The 13,913-nt window shown below is 71.1% G+C and carries 21 protein-coding genes; 10 read left to right on the plus strand and 11 right to left on the minus strand.

The genetic code is table 11. The features are described 5' to 3' along the window. The first annotated feature begins 85 nt into the window (after window positions 1-85). Window positions 86-1,090 (plus strand): small ribosomal subunit Rsm22 family protein, encoded by a 1,005-nt coding sequence (locus H7827_RS22530; protein WP_432748035.1) that lies wholly within the window; start codon window positions 86-88, stop codon window positions 1,088-1,090. Here H7827_RS22530 and H7827_RS22535 read toward each other — a convergent pair. Both H7827_RS22535 and H7827_RS22540 read right to left on the minus strand, forming a co-directional pair. Next, window positions 1,077-1,403: an AzlD domain-containing protein gene (locus H7827_RS22535; RefSeq protein ID WP_030726541.1), complete on the minus strand. Its 327-nt coding sequence runs from the start codon at window positions 1,401-1,403 to the stop codon at window positions 1,077-1,079. The genes H7827_RS22530 and H7827_RS22535 overlap by 14 nt on opposite strands. Then, window positions 1,396-2,172 (minus strand): AzlC family ABC transporter permease, encoded by a 777-nt coding sequence (locus H7827_RS22540; protein ID WP_432747136.1) that lies wholly within the window; start codon window positions 2,170-2,172, stop codon window positions 1,396-1,398. The genes H7827_RS22535 and H7827_RS22540 overlap by 8 nt, the downstream gene beginning before the upstream one ends. Window positions 2,173-2,252: 80 nt before the next feature. On the opposite strand from H7827_RS22540, the gene H7827_RS22545 reads away from it, so the two are divergent. Then, on the plus strand, window positions 2,253-2,693 hold the full coding sequence (locus H7827_RS22545; protein WP_432747137.1) for an Lrp/AsnC family transcriptional regulator: 441 nt from the start codon (window positions 2,253-2,255) through the stop codon (window positions 2,691-2,693). Between the two features lie 51 nt (window positions 2,694-2,744). Here H7827_RS22545 and H7827_RS22550 read toward each other — a convergent pair whose 3' ends face one another. Then, window positions 2,745-2,918 carry a DUF6243 family protein gene (locus H7827_RS22550; RefSeq protein ID WP_386536024.1) on the minus strand — a complete coding sequence of 58 codons (174 nt, stop codon included), beginning with the start codon at window positions 2,916-2,918 and terminating at the stop codon, window positions 2,745-2,747. A 120-nt stretch (window positions 2,919-3,038) separates the two neighbouring features. Between H7827_RS22550 and H7827_RS22555 the strand changes: the two genes are divergently transcribed. After that, window positions 3,039-3,686 (plus strand): TetR/AcrR family transcriptional regulator, encoded by a 648-nt coding sequence (locus H7827_RS22555; RefSeq protein ID WP_030726550.1) that lies wholly within the window; start codon window positions 3,039-3,041, stop codon window positions 3,684-3,686. A 104-nt stretch (window positions 3,687-3,790) separates the two neighbouring features. Continuing rightward, window positions 3,791-4,501 carry a bifunctional DNA primase/polymerase gene (locus H7827_RS22560; protein ID WP_432747139.1) on the plus strand — a complete coding sequence of 237 codons (711 nt, stop codon included), beginning with the start codon at window positions 3,791-3,793 and terminating at the stop codon, window positions 4,499-4,501. 87 nt (window positions 4,502-4,588) lie between these two features. Here the strand turns inward: H7827_RS22560 and H7827_RS22565 are convergent, their stop codons facing one another. Beyond that, a complete protein-coding gene (locus H7827_RS22565) occupies window positions 4,589-5,590 on the minus strand; it encodes a hypothetical protein (RefSeq protein ID WP_432747140.1) in 1,002 nt (333 codons plus the stop codon). A gap of 118 nt (window positions 5,591-5,708) precedes the next feature. On the opposite strand from H7827_RS22565, the gene H7827_RS22570 reads away from it, so the two are divergent. Next, complete coding sequence (locus tag H7827_RS22570; RefSeq protein WP_432747141.1) at window positions 5,709-6,416, plus strand: CDP-alcohol phosphatidyltransferase family protein; 708 nt, start codon at window positions 5,709-5,711, stop codon at window positions 6,414-6,416. On the opposite strand, the gene H7827_RS22575 is transcribed toward H7827_RS22570, so the two are convergent. Continuing rightward, window positions 6,362-6,733, minus strand: coding sequence for a hypothetical protein (locus H7827_RS22575; protein WP_432747142.1), 372 nt, complete (start codon window positions 6,731-6,733; stop codon window positions 6,362-6,364). The genes H7827_RS22570 and H7827_RS22575 overlap by 55 nt on opposite strands. A 134-nt stretch (window positions 6,734-6,867) precedes the next feature. On the opposite strand from H7827_RS22575, the gene H7827_RS22580 reads away from it, so the two are divergent. The 3 genes from H7827_RS22580 to H7827_RS22590 all read left to right on the plus strand — a co-directional run bounded on the left by H7827_RS22580 (window position 6,868) and on the right by H7827_RS22590 (window position 8,376). Then, the gene (locus tag H7827_RS22580; RefSeq protein ID WP_386536151.1) at window positions 6,868-7,722 is read left to right on the plus strand and encodes a helix-turn-helix domain-containing protein; all 855 of its coding nucleotides are present in this window, start codon (window positions 6,868-6,870) and stop codon (window positions 7,720-7,722) included. 10 nt (window positions 7,723-7,732) lie between these two features. After that, a complete protein-coding gene (locus H7827_RS22585) occupies window positions 7,733-7,921 on the plus strand; it encodes a DUF397 domain-containing protein (protein ID WP_432747143.1) in 189 nt (62 codons plus the stop codon). 266 nt (window positions 7,922-8,187) lie between these two features. Next, window positions 8,188-8,376, plus strand: a complete 189-nt coding sequence (locus tag H7827_RS22590) for a DUF397 domain-containing protein (protein ID WP_432747144.1) — start codon at window positions 8,188-8,190, stop codon at window positions 8,374-8,376. Between the two features lie 84 nt (window positions 8,377-8,460). Here H7827_RS22590 and H7827_RS22595 read toward each other — a convergent pair whose 3' ends face one another. Further along, window positions 8,461-9,282, minus strand: coding sequence for an NAD-dependent epimerase/dehydratase family protein (locus H7827_RS22595; protein ID WP_432747145.1), 822 nt, complete (start codon window positions 9,280-9,282; stop codon window positions 8,461-8,463). 184 nt (window positions 9,283-9,466) lie between these two features. Between H7827_RS22595 and H7827_RS22600 the strand changes: the two genes are divergently transcribed. After that, a complete protein-coding gene (locus H7827_RS22600; protein ID WP_432747146.1) occupies window positions 9,467-10,054 on the plus strand; it encodes a TetR/AcrR family transcriptional regulator in 588 nt (195 codons plus the stop codon). Here H7827_RS22600 and H7827_RS22605 read toward each other — a convergent pair whose 3' ends face one another. Beyond that, window positions 10,055-10,186 (minus strand): hypothetical protein, encoded by a 132-nt coding sequence (locus tag H7827_RS22605; RefSeq protein WP_432747148.1) that lies wholly within the window; start codon window positions 10,184-10,186, stop codon window positions 10,055-10,057. Between the two features lie 51 nt (window positions 10,187-10,237). Between H7827_RS22605 and H7827_RS22610 the strand changes: the two genes are divergently transcribed. Next, on the plus strand, window positions 10,238-10,360 hold the full coding sequence (locus H7827_RS22610) for a hypothetical protein (protein ID WP_432747149.1): 123 nt from the start codon (window positions 10,238-10,240) through the stop codon (window positions 10,358-10,360). A 22-nt stretch (window positions 10,361-10,382) separates the two neighbouring features. Here the strand turns inward: H7827_RS22610 and H7827_RS22615 are convergent, their stop codons facing one another. The 4 genes from H7827_RS22615 to H7827_RS22630 form a co-directional block, all read right to left on the minus strand. Then, window positions 10,383-11,246 carry an aminoglycoside phosphotransferase gene (locus H7827_RS22615; RefSeq protein WP_432747150.1) on the minus strand — a complete coding sequence of 288 codons (864 nt, stop codon included), beginning with the start codon at window positions 11,244-11,246 and terminating at the stop codon, window positions 10,383-10,385. Next, a complete protein-coding gene (locus tag H7827_RS22620; protein WP_432747151.1) occupies window positions 11,243-11,992 on the minus strand; it encodes an AAA family ATPase in 750 nt (249 codons plus the stop codon). Before H7827_RS22620 ends, H7827_RS22615 begins: the two co-directional genes overlap by 4 nt. Before the next feature lie 7 nt (window positions 11,993-11,999). Next, entirely contained in the window at window positions 12,000-12,929 is a 930-nt protein-coding gene (locus H7827_RS22625; protein WP_432747152.1) for a radical SAM protein, read from the minus strand. 73 nt (window positions 12,930-13,002) lie between these two features. After that, complete coding sequence (locus tag H7827_RS22630; RefSeq protein WP_432747153.1) at window positions 13,003-13,845, minus strand: EamA family transporter; 843 nt, start codon at window positions 13,843-13,845, stop codon at window positions 13,003-13,005. Between the last annotated feature and the right edge of the window lie 68 nt (window positions 13,846-13,913).

A 13,913-nucleotide genomic window follows, 5' to 3' on the forward strand; every position in this document is an offset into this window, starting at 1 on the left:
GTGAACAGCAGCACGCCCCCCGTCGCCGGCCCCGCCGCGTCCCCCCGCGCCTCTCGCCGCCCCCGCGCCCGCCGCGGCCGATGAGCTGCGCGGCGCGCTGGACCGGCTGCTCGACGGGCTGCCGCCCAAGCGGACGGCCGCCGCCGTGGAGCGGCTGATCACCAGTTACCGGGGCCGTACCCAGACCCACGCGCCGGTACTGCGCGACCGGGCCGACGCCATCGCCTACGCCGCCTACCGGATGCCCGCCACCTTCGAGGCGGTCACCGCGGCGCTGGAGGCGTGCGCGGCGCGGATGCCCGCCGGCTGGGCGCCCGGCAGCCATGTGGACGTGGGTGGCGGGACGGGCGCCGCGCTGTGGGCCGCCGCCGAAGTGTGGCCCGGGTCGCGCTGTGCCGAGGTCATCGACTGGGCAGGACCCGCCCTGGACCTGGGCCGTGAACTGGCCGCCGATGCCACCCAGCCCGCCGTCCGCTCCGCGCGGTGGCGGCAGCAGCGGATCGGTGCCGAGCCCGAGCTGCCCGCGGCCGACCTGATCACCGTCTCGTACGTGCTCGGCGAGCTGACCGGGGCCGACCGCGACAGCCTGACCGACGCGGCGGCCCGGGCCGGTTCCACGGTGGTGCTGATCGAGCCGGGCACCCCGGAGGGCTATCTGCGGATCAGGAGCGCCCGCGACCGGCTGGTCGCCGCCGGGCTGCGCGTCCTGGCTCCCTGCCCGCACAGCGACCGCTGCCCGATCGAACCCGGCGCCGACTGGTGCCACTTCGCCGCCCGGGTCGCGCGCTCGGCCCTGCACCGCCAGGTGAAGGGCGGCGTACTGCCGTACGAGGACGAGAAGTTCGCCTACGTCGCGGCCACCGCCGCCCCCGCCCCCGCGCGGGACAACGCGCCGCGCCCCGTCGCCCGGGTCGTGCGCAAGCCGCAACTGCGCAAGGGCCAGGTGCTCCTGGACCTGTGCACCCCGGACGGCGCCCTCACCCGCACCACCGTCACCAAGCGGCACGGCGACACCTACCGCACCGCCCGCGACACCCCCTGGGGCGCGGCGTGGCCGCCGCCGGAGGGCACGGACGTCACACCGCGTTGACCAGCACCACGAAGACGGCGGTGCCTATGCCCACGCTCAGGATCGTGCGGCGCCCGAACGCCAGATGGACGGCGGCCGTGACCGCGACGGCGAGCAGCGCGTAAGGCAGGGTGCCGGGGGCGGCGGTCAGGGTGGAGCGCAGCGAGGTGACGGCGAGGATCCCCAGGATCCCGACCGGCATCCACAGCGCGAGCCGCTGGACGACGGCCGAGCCGCGCAGGGTGCGCAGCACGGCGAACGGCACGGCGCGCAGCGCCAGCGTGATGCCGAAGACGATCGCGAGCACGGCGAGCAGGTAAGGCGTACTAGGCATCGGCGCGCCTCCCGGCCAGGGCGTGGCGGGCGAGCAGCAGCCCGACGAACAGCAGCAGCGCGGTGAACAGGGCGACCTCCGGGGTCAGCAGCAGCGCCGCCGTCACCCCGGCCGCGGCGAGCAGCACCGAGGGGATCTCCCGGCGGGAACGGAAGGCGTCGAGGGTGAGCACGGTGAACAGCGCGCACAGCGCGAACTCCAGGCCCTCGACGGGGGCGGGCAGTGCCGCGCCGAGCGCGACGCCGAGCAGGCCGCCGCCGACCCAGTAGAGCTGGCAGGCGAGTTGCATCGCCAGCAGCCGGGGCGCCGAACGTTCGGCCGCGGACTGGGTGGCGGTGACGGCGTACGCCTCGTCGATCATCGCGTAGACGGCGTAGGCCCTGGCGTACCGGTTCCGCACGAGGTGCAGGGGGAACGAGAAGGCGTAGAAGACGTGCCGGAAGTTGACCACCAGCGTGGTCAGCGCCACGGCGGCCAGCGGGGTGACGGCCGCGACCATGCCGACCAGCAGCAGTTCCAGGGAGCCCGCGAAGGCGGCCACGGACAGGGCGGGCGTCAGCCACCAGGGCAGGCCGGCCTGGACGACGAGCAGGCCGAGCGCGATGCCCAGTGGGAAGATCCCGAGCCCGGCGGAGAAGGAGTCGCGTACGCCGGCGGCGATCCGTTCCCGGCGGAGGCCGGGCGGGGGAGCGCAGGGGGCCGGGGGAGGGGGAGCGGTGGGGGCGGTGGGGCCGGGCGCCGTGGCCGGGCCCGGGGTGTTCTCTCGCACGTCTCCATGGTCGCGCAGAATGCGCGCCATATGGTGGCGAACATTGCCCAAAGGAAGCTACATCGTGCAATGTATGGGCCATGGATGCCACGGATCGCGCAATCATTGCCGAGCTGGAACGGGACGGGCGGCTGACCAACGTCCAGCTGGCCCAGCGGATCGGCCTGACCACCGGCCCGTGCCTGCGGCGGGTGCAGCGTCTGGAGGCGGACGGAGTGATCCGGGGTTACCGGGCCGTGGTCGACCCGGGGGCGCTGGGCCGGTCCTTCGAGGTGCTGCTCGACCTCACCCTGGACAGTCAGGCGTCCGGGACCGTGGAGCACTTCGAGCGCACCCTCACCGAGGCCGAGGAGGTCATCGAGCTGCGCCGGCTCTTCGGCAGCCCCGACTACTTCGCGCGGGTGGCGGTGGCCGATCTCGTCGCCTACGAGGCGTTCCTGAGCGGGCGGGTCATGACGATCCCCGGGGTCAGGAACGTCACCTCGCACTTCACGATGAAGAACCTCAAGCCCGCCCCGTAGACCCGGGTACGGGCGGCGGCGCCCCGGCACCGCCGCCCGTTTCGCCGGGGGCTACGCATCGCGCTGCTCGCGCAGTCTCCTCAGCAGCTCCCGCTTCCGCGCCGCCGCGTCCTGGCCGGCGCCGCCCGCTCCGGCGGCGCCCCTGCCGCCGCGCAGCTGCTTGCGTGACAGGTGGGTGCGTGGCCCGCCGACGCCCATCATGGCGCCACTGCGTCCCTTGCTCATGGCCGGTCCTCCTTCCTTCCGTCGCTCCGCCGCTCCGTCGTTGCGGAGTGGATCCGTCACCACCAAGGCTGAACGAGACGTATCGTCTTGTCAAACGTCCTTTCTCATTACACTGCCCTCATGGGAACGACCTCTCCGCACGACACGCCCCGCGCCACCCGGGGCCCCTCCGCCCCCGACCCCGCGCGCCGCAACCCCCGCTCCCGGCAGGCGATCTTCGACGCCAGCCTGGACCTCGTCGGCAAGGTCGGCTACGAGAAACTCACCATCGAGGCCATCGCCGCCCAGGCCGGGGTCGGCAAGCAGACCATCTACCGCTGGTGGCCCTCCAAGGCCGCCGTCCTCCTCGACGCCTTCACCGCCACCGTCGAACACCCGGACTACGACGCCGAGTTCCCCGACTCCGGCGACCTCGTCGCCGACCTCAAGGGCGTGCTGCGCGCCACCGTCGACGAGTTCAATGACCCCGCCTTCGAAGCCCCCTACCGCGCCCTGGCCATCGCCTCCGCCGGCGACCCCGAGCTGGCCCACTCCTTCGTCACCCGGCTCTCCGAACGCGGCGTCCAGGTCTACATGGACCGCCTCCGCACCGCCCAGCAGGCCGGCGAGATCGACCCCCGCACGGACCTGCGGATCGCCACCGAGCTGATCCTGTCCCCGTTCTCCCAGCGCTGGCTCACCCGCAGCGCCCCGCTCACGTACGAGTTCACCGACGCCCTCGTCGATCACGCGCTGCGCGGACTGCTCACCCGCGCCCCCCGGGAGTGACCCTCGCCGCACCCCGCCCCCATCCGCCCCCGTGGTGATGTCCGATCCGGTAATGTCACGGAGCACGCAGGACGAGCGGGACGGAAGTGAGGCGACCTCAGCCCATGGAAAAAGAGCGCAAACTTCCCCGCTGGATGCGCAGGGGCGCCCGCGCCGCCGCCGATTCGGCCGCCGCCGCCCAGGCCCGTGAGGAACTGCTGCTCGCCGCCGCCGGAGCCGGCTTCCCGCTTGCTCCCGCCGCCCACCCCCAGGGCTATGGCTGCTCCTGCGAGCGGATCGGGTGCCCCACCCCCGGGCGCCACCCGGTATCCCTCGCCTGGCAGACCCAGGCGACCACCGACCCCGAACGCCTCCTGGCCTGGCTCCGCGCCGACCAGGAGGCGAATTTCATTACGGCCACCGGCGTCACCCACGACGTCCTGGACGTTCCGGCCGAGGCCGGTCACGCCGCGCTGAAACGTCTCGCCTCCGAGGGCACCGACACCGGCCCGGTCGCCATCGCCGACCCCGACCGGATGCTCTTCTTCACCGCCACCCGCGGCACCCCGGACGACGAGGACGAGTGGTGGCCCTGCGCGCTGGACTGCCTCCCCGACACCATGGACGAGCACCCCGGCCTGCGCTGGCACTGCCGCGGCAGCTACGTGCTGGTGCCCCCGTCCCAGGTGGCGGGCGGCGGCGTCCGCTGGCTGCGCGAACCGGGCCTGCCGCTGCCCGAACCGCTCACCCTGCTCGAAGCACTGACGGACGCCTGCGCCGCCGAACTGGCCAGGGAGGCCGAGAAGGAGATCCCGGCCGACTGGCTCACCGGCTGACCGGGTGACCGGCGACGCGCACCGCGCCGCGGCCGGCCACCGATGGCCGACGCCACCGGGGTGAACCGGCCCGGCGGCGCACCGTCGTCATTCGCCGATGGCCGACGTCACCCCGGTGATCCGGCTCGGCACCGCCACATCGCCCGCACCGGAAGCCGGGACGAGAGCGGCGTGCATGGCCATCCGTACCAGCGTCACCGAGGTCTCGGCACTGCCCTCCATGAGCGCCTCCACCAGCGGATCGACCACCGGGGTCTCGCCCTCCGCCATGGTCTGCTTCTCGTGGTGCCGGGTCGCGAAGAACACCAGCGCGCCGCCGTCCGTGTCGCGCAGCGCCACCGGGGCGTAGCCCGGCTCGGTGGGCACCGAGTCCTGGTACTGCATGGCATAGGCCGGGTTGCTGTTGGACTCCTCGCGCCGCTCGACGGCCTCGGTGGTGTACGGACCGTCCGCGAACGGCCCGGCCTTCGACCCGAGGAAGTCGTTGTACGCCAAGCCCAGCAGCGCCGGCGGCAGGACGAGCCCCGCGTCGTCCCCGACCGCCTCCTCGGCGTCCGCCGGGATCGGGATGTCCTCGGCGTAGCCGTCGTCGTCGACCGCGAACTCGGGCACCGCGGACGGCTCCAGCACGCTCAGATAGGACGCGAGCCACTCCTCGTCCATCCCGTTGCGGGTGAACACCAGCAGCCAGCGGTTGTCCCCGCTGCGGTTGGTGGCGGTGTCGGCCACGAAGAACTTCGGCCAGCCCGCCTGCTGCGGTATGTGGAACGTCGCGTCCGTCAGCTCCAGCGGCTCGAAGTCCGCGTTGCCGCCCGGGGTCACCTCGCCGCGCGCCACCAGGCCCGCGTGATCGATCTCGCCCAGCGGGCCGTTCTCGATCGTCTCGTTCAACTCGGCGTCGTACGCGGCATTGGACTCGTTGCTCACCTCGACGAAGCGGTCGAGCGCCGCCTCCGCCTCCTCCTCGGAGGCCGCCGGCACGATGGCGGTCTCCCCGTGCACCGTGACGCACCCCGACACGGACGCCGCCGTGGCCACAGCCATGACCACGCCCACGGCGGTCCTGGCCACCCGCGCTCGCACCCGCATCGTGAAGCCCTCCCCATACCCTCTTGCTCAGCCCCGGCCCTGTGGCCCCGGGCCCAGGCATCGTAACCGTGCCCGCCGACGGCCCTCGCATGGGAGGATGCGAACCATGGTGGGGACCATGACTTTCACGGCGGCGTTACGGGAACTGCGCACCGCACAGAAGACCTCCAAGGGCGTCTCGCTCTACTCCCGCCACATCAACCGCCCGCTGGGCCGCGTCCTGGCGGCGGCGGCCTTCCGCGCGGGCCTCACCCCCAACCAGGTCACGCTGCTGTCGGCGCTGGTGAGCTACGCCGCCCTGGCGGCGGTCGCCCTGTTCCCGCCGTCATGGGCCCTTGCGGCAGGGGTGTACGCCGGGCTGGTCCTCGGTTTCGCCCTGGACTCGGCGGACGGCCAACTGGCGCGGCTGCGCCGCGAGTCCAGCGCGGTGGGGGAGTGGCTGGACCATGTGGTCGACGCGGCGAAGATCACCGCTTTGCACGCCGTCGTCCTGATCACCTTCTACCGCCACTTCGACCTGCCGCACGACGGCTGGCTCCTCCTGCCACTGCTGTTCCAACTGGCAGCCGTGGTCATCTTCTTCGGCGGCCTCCTGCGGGAGAAGCTCAAGCCGGCCCCGAAGCCCGCGCCCGGGGCCCCGGCGCCCCCACCCCCTTCCCGCGTCAGGGCGGTGGCGCTCCTCCCGGTGGACTACGGCGTCCTGTGCGCCCTGTTCCTGCTCCTGGGCAGCCAAACCGCCTTCCGGCTGGGCTACCTGGCGCTGTGCGCCGCCTACGTCCTGTTCTGCGCCGCGTTCCTGACGAAGTGGTTCCGCGAGCTGTCCTGATCCCCACCCGGCGCGTCCCCGTCCGGCCATACGAGGAAGACGGACTGCCGCCGCACGAACGCCAGATGGTCGGCGGCCGATTCGGGCGACGCGCAGTACACGCGCATCGGCTCTCCCTCCCGCACCACCTCCGTGGGCCCGGTGGGAAACGCGAGCCCCCACCCCACCACGCTGACCCGGGCGGTGCCGTCCTGGCCGAAGGTCTCCTCGACCAGTGCGTATGTCCTAGGGGTGTGGCTGCGGACGTAGGCATGCAACTTCTCGTCGTAGGGGTCGGAGCCCAGTTCAATGCCATCCTGTGCGGCTGTGGTGTCCATGCGAAGTCTCCTGTCGTTAGGAGGGATTGAACGACCGGACACAGACGACGGTAGCCTCAATGATGGGTAGCAGTCCATCATTTGGTTAGGTATGAAGCCCATCAATACCCGTGTGGGTGACAGAAGGGACCACGATGGTCAGGGTCAAACTCCCGCCCACCATCCGCCAGCGCCGCCTCGGCGGCGAACTGCGCCGGCTGCGCGAACGCGCCGACCTTTCCGCGACCAACGCGGGCAAGCTGTTCGGCACCACCCAGTCCCGCATCAGCAACATCGAGGCCGGCGGCTACGCGGTGAGCGCGGACCGAGTACGGGCGCTGGCGCGCCTCTACGACTGCACCGACGAGCCCCTGATCGATGCGCTGGCCGCCATGACGGGTGGCCGCACCCGGGGCTGGTGGGAGGAGTATCGCGAGATTCTCTCCTCCGGCGCACTTGACCTCGCGGAAGTGGAGCACCACGCTCGGGCCGTCCGCGTCGCCTCCGTGATCCATATCCCCGGACTGCTGCAGACCACGGATCACGCGAGGGCGGTCGTCGGTGATGTTGTGCCGCCGCTCGCTCCTTATCAGGTGGAGCATCGCGTGTCACACCGGATCAAGCGTCAGGCGATTCTGTACGGGGACCATCCGACGCCGTTCGTTGCCATCATCCATGAGGCCGCTCTCCGCATGGGGTTCGGCGGCCCGAAGGTGGCCCGCGCCCAGCTCAAGAACCTGATCGAGAGAAGCGAGGAGCCGCACATCCAGGTGCGGATCATCCCGTTCGGGGCCGGAACCTTTCCCAGTGCGGGCCACGGCATCGATCAGTTCAGCGGGCCCCTGGCTCAGCTGGATACGATCCAACTCGACAGCGACCACGGATCGGTCTTCCTGGACGCGCAATCCCAGCTCGACAAGTACCGCACCGTTCTGGACCGCATGGAGTCGTGTGCCCTGCCTCCGGGAGAGTCACGCGATCTGATCCATCGCGTCGAGAAGAGCCTCTGAAAGGATCGGTATGTCTCATCTCCACTGGCAGAAGTCGTCGTTCAGCGGCGAGGCCTCCAACTGTGTCAACATCGCCATGGCTCCCGATGGCACGCTGCGGCTCCGCGAGAGCGATGAGCCCGAGGTAGTGCTGAGCGCGGGTGCGTCCAGGGCTCACGGCCTTCTGATAGCGGTCAAAGCCGGGCGGCTGCCCGGCTGATCGGATGGCCCGAGGTGGCGGCGATGTCGTCGAAGGCCAGAGCCTGCGGGCCGGTCAGGATCAGGTTCCGTGTTCGACGCCTCGGCGGCCGTTCAGGACATGGGTGAAGACGGACGCGATCTCGTCCGCGTCGATGAAGGCGGTACGACCGGTTCCGGCGGACAAGTACCGGACTGTGCTCGATCGCATGGAAACGTGTGCTCTGTCACCGGATGAGTCACGCGACTTCATCCATCGCGTCGAGAAGACTCTGTGAAAGGAACCCGATGCCCGACCTGATGTGGCAGAAGTCGTCCTTCAGCGCGGAAGCCTCCAACTGCGTCAACATCGCCATGGACCCCGATGGCACGCTGCGGCTCCGCGAGAGCGACGAACCGGAGGGGGTCCTGAAGGCGCGGGCATCCAGGACCCATGGCCTGCTGATAGCGATCAAGTCCGGCCGCCTGCCCGGTTGATCACCTGGCTCCACGGCGGGCGCGCACCTGCGACAAGCTGATCGTCGCCGTACAGCGGGCCCGCCGGACCCGGCCGGTACTCCCTCACCCGTCCCTGAGGGCCAGTTCCCGCACGGCCACCGTGCGGAAGTCCGTCGGGGGGCGGCCGGTCAGGTGGTGGACCGTGGGGGTGGTGCGGTCCTCCGCGCCGTCCGCGATGGCGAGGTCCAGGGACGCCAGCAGCGCCGCGAACTCCGCCGGCAGCCCGGCCGCCAGCCGTTCGCGCAACTGGTCGTAGGTCAGGTGCTGGTGGGTGACCGGGCGGCCGGTGACCTCGGTGAGGGTGGCGGCGATGTCGTCGAAGGCCAGCGCCTGCGGTCCGGTCAGGATCAGGTCCGTGTTGGGCGCCTCGGCGGCGGTCAGGGCGTGGGCGGCGACGGCCGCGATGTCGTCCGCGTCGATGAAGGCGACCCGGCCGGTGCCGGTCGCGGACGCCACGGTCCCGGTGGCCCGGATGCTCCGCGCGTGGGCGTGGTCGCGGAGGAAGTTCTGCATGAACCAGGAGGGGCGCAGTACCGCCCATTCCGCGAACAGGCCGGGCAGCGCCGCGTGCACCTCTCCCACCGCCGGGCCGCCCGGCGGGATGGCCGATGAGCTGAGCAGCACCGCCCGCCGGACGCCGGCGGCGCGCGCCCGGTCCAGGAACGGCAGCATGATCCGGGCGGGGTCGGTCTCGCCCGGGGGCGGGACGAGGTAGACACGGTCCACCCCGGCGAGGGCGGCGTCATGGGTGGTGGGGTCGTACCAGTCGAAGCGCGGGTCGCCGTTGCGGGTGGCGGCCCGCACCGGGTGGCCGGCGGCCCGCAGCCGGGCGGTGGTGCGGCTGCCGGTGGTGCCGGTCGCGCCGGTCACGAGGATGGAGGTCATCGGGTGCCTCCGGCTTCGGTGGTCGTGCGGTTCGGCGGCAGGTGTGTCCTCGCGCGGTCGGGGTTCCTCGCTGCGGCGGCTATGGGCATGCTGTGTCCTCCAGCGCGTACGATGCGGACCCGGGGTCCGTTACGTTGGACGATACGGACCGGCGGTCCGGATTGCAACAGGAGGAACGGCCACCATGACCGAACGCAAGCCGCGCAAGGACGCCGTCCGCAACCGGGCGGCCGTACTGGAGGCCGCCGACACGCTGTTCGCCGACTGCGACAGCCCGGCCGACCTCACCATGGCCGACATCGCCGCGGCGGCGGGCGTCGGCAAGGGCACCCTCTTCCGGGCCTTCGGCGACCGCACCGGACTCATCCGCGCGCTGTACGAGATCCGGTTCACGCCGCTCCGCGAGGCCGTCGAGACCGGACCGCCCCCGGTCGGACCCGGCGCGCCCCCGCTCGAACGGGTGCCCGCCGTGCTCGACGCCGTCCTGTGCTTCAAGATCGACAACCGCCATCTCGCCCTGGCCCTGGAGGAGTCCGGCAGCGGCAGCCCGTACGAGATGGCCCACTACGACCGCTGGCACGCCCTGCTGCGCACCGAACTGGAACGGATCCCGGAGCGGGGCGACGGCGGCTTCGCCGCGCACGCCCTCCTCGCCGCCGTCCGGGCCGACCTCGTGGAGTACCTCGTCGGGCGACAGGGCGTCTCGCGCGCCGACCTGCGGGCACAGCTGGCGGAGTTCACCGCCGGGGTCCTGCGCGGACACCGGGGCTGATCAGCGGTCCGCGCCCGCCGTCACCGTGTTGGCCGCGGCGATCACCGTGATGGCCGCCCACGACCACAGGTCGAGGTGCTGGTCCAGGACCAGCAGCCCGATCAGCGCGGCGAACACCGGGTTCACGCTCATGAAGACGCTGAAGAAGTGGGCGGGGAGGCGGCCAACTGCGTCAATGTCGCTGTGGCCGCTGACCGAACCGTCCGCCTGCGCGAGAGCGACGACCCGGACGTAATCCTGGCGGCTCAGCCCACGGCGCTCCGTGGCCTCCTTCTGGCGATCAGAGCCGGCCGCCTGCCCGCCTGATCGGGCGGGCGAGCAACCTCGGCTACGGCTGCTCGGTCAGCGAGCCCAGCAGCCGGGCCGCGTGGTGGTGCAGGGGAGCGACCAACTGCGGATGGTCGCCGAGTTCGGCCCGGCGGAGGAGGCGGGCGGCGGCGTAGAGCTGAGCTCGGTGACCGTCCGGGGTGTCGAGAACGGGGAAGTAACCGCGGATCTTTCGTGCCAGGCCCGGAACGGCCAGGCTGTAGCAGTACAGCGTGGCGGAGTCGGTGCCGACCGGGCCTCGTCCCCACGTCTCCCAGTCAACGATTCCGAGCGGTCCTTGGAGGAGATTGGCCCAGTGCAGGTCGGTGTGGACGGTCTCCCAGCGCTCGACGCGGACAGGGACGGCGTCACCGTAGGTGTCGCGGAGGCGCCGGGCGAACTTTTCCTCGCTGATGCTCACGCGCTCGGTCGGGGTATCCGCGAGGCGGACGAGCGCGCTTTGGAGGGCGGTCCACCATGCCGTAGGTGGTGAGACGCCGGGGTGCGCCTCAGGGGTGGCGGAGCAGGGGGCGCCGGGAAGAAGGGTAAGGACTTCGGCCCGCTGGTTCCGCCAGTCGCCTTCCGTCCACTCGTAGCGATCCAGCAGTTCGGGCTTGGGCAGGCCGTGCACGGCGTTGGCGTCGGCGTTGCCCGTCCACGCCTCCCCGTGAGCCCATTCAGGCTGCTCGGAGGCCACCCGCAGCCACACCCGGCCGTCCGCCCCGTCAGCCGGTGCGCCGATCGAGCGGAGCAGCCAGCCGAAGGTGGGCTCCCCCGCGATGGTGAGGCCGAAGTGCCGGGCTGCCCGTACCAGGTTCTGCCGCATCCATACGCGGAAGCGGCGGTCGGCTTCCGCCACCTCGGGGATCGTGTCGTCGGCGTTCATGGGGTGATGATGTGACGCAGGTAGGCATGAGGGTCGGCCAGGTAGCGGCGCCAATGGTCCACCAGTTCGAGGTCTTCCCATCTCGTCCGCCGATATCCGTGGTCGCCGACCTCGATGATGTCGGCTCCGGGGGTGGAGGCCAGGATGGGGGAGTGGGTGGCGCAGACGACCTGTGCCCCGGACTGGCCGAGCTGATGCATGAGGCCGACCAGTCGCAGGCAAGCGGTGAAGGACAGAGCGGCTTCGGGTTCATCCATGACATAGAAGCCAGGGGCATCGAACATCGCTTGGAACATGGTCAGGAACCCCTCCCCGTGGCTCATGGCACTGGTGTCCTCTTCCCAGTAGCCCTGGACACCACCGAGGTTTTCCGTCATGTCGAACGCGGTCTCGGCGCGCAGGAAGAACCCCTTTTTGCGTTTCCGGGGGCCCGCCAGCATTCTGGCGCCGGCCGAAGTGGTTTCGGCCCGCAGGACTTCACCCAAGGGTGTCTTCGTCGGGTCGGGGCGCCCGTGAACCCTGGCCAGTCGCCCGCCGTACGCATCGAGGTTGAAGCTCTCCGCGATCGCCTCCACCATCGTGGATTTCCCCGAGCCGTTGTCGCCGACCAGAAAGGTGACGGGGCGGTTGAAGCTCAGGCCTTCTTCGATCAACTGTGCGACGCAGGGGATGGTGAATGGCCACTGGTCGTGATGGGCACGGTCGGGGGCCAGCCCTTCAGGTACCCGGACCCGGTCGACGAACACGGCACTCCTAGTCGTAGTTGGGCTGGCAACCTCCCTTGGGGGAGCAGGGGCCAGTTCCGTGGGGCCAGCATGACGGGCTGCAAGCCGGGCCACAGGCGGGTCCGCACTGAGGATCACACAGGTTCTTCGGCCCGCACGGATCGTCCTTCTTCCCAGCCTCGGGGATCGCCAGCCGTCTCTTGGCGAACTCTATTCGCAGATTGCCGCGAACCTCTCCGGCCGCAGGGCTGTCGAGAATATCGGTGAGAGTCGCTTCCAGAACGTTGCCGACCGGGAGCCAGCGAGAGAACACACACGGCCATACGGCACCATCCGGCGATATGGCGATGACACCGGACGCACAGCGTCCGCAGAGTTGTGAGACACCGGGTTCCTGATGTCGGACGCCGCGCCCCACCTGGCGGAGCCGGTCGCTGCCTATGTCGTCGACGCCAAGGCTGATGAGCTGCCGCCGGGCCGCGTCCGTGCGCTGTCCGTCACGTACATCGACCACGCCTGCGCGGATCGGAATGCCACGCCGTGCCGCCTCGGCGATGTTGGCCTTGGTTCGCGTGTGTGTGGGACGTCGGGTGACGGCAGCGTGCTCGTCAGGGTCGTCGGAGTAGTAGCTAGTGGCCAGAGATACCCCGGGCCGCTCCAGCACCTCCCAGACGCTGTCGGCGATGTGGACGAGGTTGGAGAAGACTTCCACCCGCAGGCCCTGATTCAGCGCGTGCCTGACCAGATCGGGGAGCTTGGGATGGAGCGTTGGCTCGCCCCCGATGAATTGGACCATGGTCGCACCTTGGCCGCTGAGCTGAGCGATCACATCCCGCCAGTCCCGCGAACGCATGACGCCATGGGTTCCTTGCGGGCCGGAATCCGCATAGCAGTGCTCGCAGGCGAGCTGACATTTTCCGGTGATCTCCAACCAGGCGAAGTTGATCTGCGATACCACGGCCTCCCACCCCTCGGCTTCAGAAGGAGATTGCTACCCGTTTGGTGCATTGGGGACGCCTGTTGGTCGGCGGTCAGCGGGCCTCGCCGCCACCCGCCGTCACCGTGTTGGCCGCGGCGATCACCGTGATGGCCGCCCACGACCACAGGTCGAGGTGCTGGTCCAGGACCAGCAGCCCGATCAGCGCGGCGAACACCGGGTTCACGCTCATGAAGACGCTGAAGAGGTGGGCGGGGACCCGGCGCAGCGCCAGCAGGTCGGCCAGGAGCGGGACGACCGAGGACAGGACGCCCGCCGCCAGCGCGCACAGCAGAGCGAGCGGGGTGGGGCCGCAGAGCCACAGGACGACCACGCCGACCGGCAGATACAGCAGCCCGGAGACGCCCGCCGCCGCTGCCGAGCCCTCCAGGCCCGGCAGCCGCCGGCCGATGGCGCGGTTCAGCAGGATGTAGCAGGCCCAGCACGCGGCGGCCGTCAGCCCCAGAGCGATGCCCGCGTAGTCGGTGCTCGGCTGCGGCCGGACCAGGACCACCACGGCCGCCGTGGCGGCCAGCGCCGACAGGACGCCGGTGCGCCGCCCGGCGGTGGCCAGCGCCACGGCCAGCGGCCCGAGGAACTCCAGGGTGACCGCGAGGCCGAGCCCGATCCGGTCGATCGCCGCGTACAGGGTCAGGTTCATGGCCCCGTAGACCAGCGCGAGCGCCAGCACCAGGCGCCACTGCCCGGCGCTGAAGGCCCGCAGCCGGGGGCGCCCCACGCCCAGCAGGACGGCGGCGGCCACCCACTGCCGTACGGCCACCACGCCCACCGGGCCCAGGACGGGGAAGGCGAGCGCGCCGATAGACGCCCCGGCCTGGTTGGCCAGGCCACTGCCCACCATCAGCGATATCCCCGACGCGCGTTCTCCGGCTCTCATGCCCCGACCCTCCGCCGGAGCGGGGCGGGGACAAAATGCACCGTGCGGCGTATCTATACGCTGGACGC

It is taken from the genome of Streptomyces sp. JH002, assembly GCF_050916115.1.
In the GTDB taxonomy this organism is placed as follows: Bacteria; Actinomycetota; Actinomycetes; order Streptomycetales; family Streptomycetaceae; genus Streptomyces; species Streptomyces xiamenensis.